Origin of the sequence: Klebsiella sp. MS 92-3 (genome assembly GCF_000195655.1) — a bacterium.
Classification (GTDB): Bacteria; Pseudomonadota; Gammaproteobacteria; order Enterobacterales; family Enterobacteriaceae; genus Klebsiella; species Klebsiella pneumoniae.
On record NZ_GL882847.1, the window covers coordinates 61,131 to 65,061 of the forward strand.

Here is a 3,931-nt window from a genome sequence, read left to right on the forward strand (position 1 = left end):
AAAAAAAAAAAAAAAAAAAAAAGAAAAAAACAGAAAAGGTACTTTTCCCCGAAAATAAGACAAAGACAGCAGTGGCAATAAAGTTTACCGGAAGATAATTAACAGTCTTACAGCAGGAGATAAAAATAACGTATGAGTCTTAGCCGTGCGCAATTACCACCAGGCCTCAACCTGCACGCCGAAATTCCAGGTATTATTCGCCGTCTGGTCTTCAAACGGTTTACCATCTTCGGAATCATTCAAATATGAAGCAAAAATGCGTAATTCCGGACGTGACATAAAGTCTGGCCCGTCCGCCAGGCCCAACGCAATGGTGTATTTCTCACCGGCCTGTTTGTAGCTGGTGCCATTGTTGTAGCTGTCTTTCTGATAGAAACCGCCGACTTCGCCAATCAGGCGCACGTAGTCGGTGAACTGGTACTGCCCGCGGGCGACCAGCGACAGCATCCGCGTTTTGTCGGTATAGTCGGTAATGTCATCCGCCGAGCCCCAGGTCAGAACGTGGTTGATAGAAAACTTCTCAGTAATCGGGATCAGGCCGGTGTTAATCACGCGATAACCGGTGGCGTCGTTCACGTAGTTCCACATATCGTACCAGCCGCCGCCCTGGGAGACCATGTTCTGCGCCAGGCCTTTGTTGGCGTACTGCAGCACGGTTTTGTTATAGCCGCCCAGCATATCCTGACTGATTTCACCGGTCAGCATGACGCCGTTGTCAGCATCGTACAGTCCGCCGTAGCTATCCTGTTTTTTGGTGGTGTTTGGCATCGCGTAGTCGATACCGAATTCGGTCCACGAGCCCGCCCATGGCTTCCAGCCCGCGTAGCGTAAATCGATATAGTTGATATTGACGTTGCTGTCGCCATCGACGCGATAGTCAACATCGTTGGCATCGCCGCGGATCCAGGCCAGCGAGACGGCGCCCGGGCCGAGGGTGTAGTTTTCCACCCCGGCTCCGGAGCCGGAAATGTTCCAGTATTTGGTATCGATGATATGCAGATCATGGCGCTGGTAGTAACGTTTACCGCCCCAGATCACCGCATTCGGATCGCCAGGGATCAGCCCCTTTATCTGCAGGTTCAACTGACGTAAGCCGAACTGTGCATCATCGTTCAGCGTGGTTTCATTATCGTTAGAGCCGTCGGAGACCATGCTGACCATACTGTCGAGATAGAAGCTGACGTCATCTTTCTTATAGACCTCAGAGCCCAGCTCCAGCTCGCCGTAGGTATCCGACTCGTTCCCCAAACGGCCCAGCTTATTTTTTTGCCATTCCGCTTCGCTACCGTCGCCGGAGACCCCAACCCCGGCGCGCATATAGCCATGGAAATCGATCGTTGGGATCGCGGCGGTGGCCGCAAACGCGGAAGGAGCGATTAGCGCAGCGGCTAACGCGACTGAAAGGGCGCGCAGTGTAGTGTTCATCTCTATCCTCTTATTGTTTTGTATTACGTTCACATAACTGGTGTCATAAAATGCCTAAATGTAACTTCAGGCAAATGAGATATGATTATTGTGTGACTAACTGCAAATAATCACGGTGGTTTTTGTTGCGATGGGTGAGATGATTCACAATTCGTTGTATTGTGAACGTAATACTTTTATCGCTATTGTTTTGCAGTGAGAGGTGGCGGTGAGCGTTTTTTCAAATGGCCCCTGTTACAATCATGGGATAACAACATAAGGAACCGGACCATGAAGTCTAAAAGCGCTACTCTGGAAGACGTCGCACGCCATGCGGGCGTCTCTTACCAGACCGTGTCCAGGGTACTCAACAAATCAGCTAATGTATCCGAGGCGACGCGTCGCAAGGTGGAGAAATCGATAGAGGCCTTACGCTATGTGCCAAACCGGCTGGCGCAGCAGCTGGTGGGGAAGGAGAGCCAGACGGTCGGGCTGGTGACTATTTCTCTGGCCTGGCATGCGCCTTCCCAGGTGGCGGCGGCGGTAAAACGCTATGCCAACCTGGAAGGTTACCAGGTTCTGATTTCGATGATCGATGAGAGCGTCAACCAAAGCATCCAGGATTCCATCAATGAGCTGAAATCTCAGCGGGTGGATAAAGTCATTATCAACGTGCCGCTGGAGACCGAACAGGCGCAGAAAATCGCTGCTGACAACGATGATATCGTCTGCCTGTTTCTCGACGTTGATCCCTACAGCTCCGTGTTTAACGTTTCGTTTAACCCGGCGGACGGCACCCGGGCCAGCGTCAAATATCTCTATGAGATGGGGCATCGGGAGATCGCCCTGCTGGCGGGGCCGGACAGCTCAGTCTCGGCCAAACTCCGGTTAAAAAGCTGGCTGGAGACCCTGGATGGTTACGGTCTGAAGCCGGTGACCGTCCTGCACGGCAACTGGGATGCGCAGAGCGGCTACGCCGGCGCGCTGCAGATGCTGCGCGAAACGCCTAATTTCAGCGCTGTGCTGGTGGGTAATGATCAGATGGCGCTGGGGGTGCTCAGCGCCTTCCATCAGCATCAGGTGGCGGTGCCGGGTGAGAAGTCGGTTATTGGCTATGACGATACCTACGAAAGCTCCTTTTTCTATCCGGCGCTGAGTACCGTGTCGCTCGACCTCGACCTGCAGGGGAAAGAGGCGGTGCGGCGGATCCTCGCCAGCACCAGCGGGGCGCCTCATGCCTCATCCATTCTGCCGGCGCGCCTGGTGATACGCCATTCCAGCGGCGCCCGAATTGAGCAGGGAAAAGATCTGCAGGCCATTGCGGAACAGCTCCGCGCCATCGCCCACCGTCTGGCACCCTGACGCCAAAGGCGGGGAAACTCGCCTTATCACCTTACCCTTAAATTGAGCAGGGTTGATCTTTGTCACAGCACGGCGTACCCTTAATGTTATGTTATAACGTAATGAAGAGGTCAGCATGAAAGCCCATATCCATCCTCCCTATCGTACGGTGGTGTTTCACGACACCAGCGCGAATGAGTATTTTAAAGTCGGCTCAACTATCCGCACCGATCGCGTGATTGAACTCGATGGCGAAACTTTTCCGTATGTGACGATCGACGTCTCCTCGAAATCGCATCCGTACTACACGGGCAAACAAAAAACCTTCGCCAATGAAGGCAGTGCAGCCCGATTCCGCCAGCGCTTCGGCGGCTTTATTGATGCGAAAAGGAAAGCATGATGCAGGTCGTCAACTCATTACGTAGCGCTAAACAGCGCCACCCGGATTGCCAGCTGGTTAAACGCAAAGGGCGGCTGTACGTTATCTGTAAGAGCAACCCCCGCTTCAAAGCGGTGCAGGGGCGCAAAAAACGCCGTTAACGGAAACTCTCCAGCGAGCGGCGCTGTTGGCCGTCGGCGGTAAAATTGTCGGCGGCCAGCCATTGGCGCATGGCGTTATCCAGCTCCGGCCATTCGCCGTCTATCACCGAAAACCAGTCCGTGTCCCGGTTGTGTCCTTTACTCACCAGCGCCTGGCGAAAACGTCCTTCGTACTGAAACCCCAGCCGCCTTGCCGCCCGGGCTGATGGGATATTAAGACTGTTGCATTTCCATTCATAGCGACGGTAGCCGAGCGTATCAAAGACATACTGCATCAACAGCCAGTGCGCTTCGGTGGCCATGGCCGTTCGGCTCAGTAACGGTGAAAAATGCACATGCCCCACCTCTACCACACCGTGAGCGATATCGATACGCATTAACGCCAGCGAGCCGACCGCTTTCCCTCGCTGCTGGTCAACGACGGCAAAATGAATCGGGTCTGCCAGCGTGGCGACCTGCTCCACCCAGGCACTGAATTCTGCAAGGTTGCTCTCAGGTTCACGCAGCAGCCACGTCCAGCTGCGGGCGTCTGGCGCCAGCTGGTGAGCGGCGAACAGATCGCTGGCATGAGCAAGAGTCAGCGGTTCGAGTCGACAACGGCTGCCCTGTAATACCTGTCGTGTCGGGCCGGGGGGGGGGGGCGGGC

General features: G+C 54.5%; 5 protein-coding genes. 3 read left to right on the top strand and 2 right to left on the bottom strand.

All coding sequences use genetic code 11. From position 1 onward, the window contains the following. Positions 1 to 153: 153 nt before the first annotated feature. Entirely contained in the window at positions 154 to 1,425 is a 1,272-nt protein-coding gene (locus HMPREF9538_RS05765) for a maltoporin (RefSeq protein ID WP_004177240.1), read from the bottom strand. A 270-nt stretch (positions 1,426 to 1,695) separates the two neighbouring features. Between HMPREF9538_RS05765 and HMPREF9538_RS05760 the strand changes: the two genes are divergently transcribed. From HMPREF9538_RS05760 to ykgO, 3 genes are all read left to right on the top strand, one after another. Continuing rightward, the gene (locus tag HMPREF9538_RS05760) at positions 1,696 to 2,766 is read left to right on the top strand and encodes a LacI family DNA-binding transcriptional regulator (protein WP_004177239.1); all 1,071 of its coding nucleotides are present in this window, start codon (positions 1,696 to 1,698) and stop codon (positions 2,764 to 2,766) included. 115 nt (positions 2,767 to 2,881) lie between these two features. Further along, on the top strand, positions 2,882 to 3,145 hold the full coding sequence (locus tag HMPREF9538_RS05755; RefSeq protein WP_002892011.1) for a type B 50S ribosomal protein L31: 264 nt from the start codon (positions 2,882 to 2,884) through the stop codon (positions 3,143 to 3,145). After that, complete coding sequence (gene ykgO / locus HMPREF9538_RS05750) at positions 3,145 to 3,285, top strand: type B 50S ribosomal protein L36 (protein WP_002892018.1); 141 nt, start codon at positions 3,145 to 3,147, stop codon at positions 3,283 to 3,285. The genes HMPREF9538_RS05755 and ykgO overlap by 1 nt, the downstream gene beginning before the upstream one ends. On the opposite strand, the gene HMPREF9538_RS05745 is transcribed toward ykgO, so the two are convergent. Next, the coding region (locus tag HMPREF9538_RS05745) for a GNAT family N-acetyltransferase (protein ID WP_009485973.1) at positions 3,282 to 3,931 on the bottom strand (650 nt) is incomplete at its 5' end. The genes ykgO and HMPREF9538_RS05745 overlap by 4 nt on opposite strands.

What these genes read in the sequence shown, in the direction of transcription:
- ykgO (WP_002892018.1), top strand. Translation starts at nt 3,145, where the DNA reads ATGCAGGTCGTCAACTCATTACGTAGCGCTAAACAGCGCCACCCGGAT.
- HMPREF9538_RS05755 (WP_002892011.1), top strand. Translation starts at nt 2,882, where the DNA reads ATGAAAGCCCATATCCATCCTCCCTATCGTACGGTGGTGTTTCACGAC.
- HMPREF9538_RS05765 (WP_004177240.1), bottom strand. Translation starts at nt 1,425, where the DNA reads ATGAACACTACACTGCGCGCCCTTTCAGTCGCGTTAGCCGCTGCGCTA.
- HMPREF9538_RS05760 (WP_004177239.1), top strand. Translation starts at nt 1,696, where the DNA reads ATGAAGTCTAAAAGCGCTACTCTGGAAGACGTCGCACGCCATGCGGGC.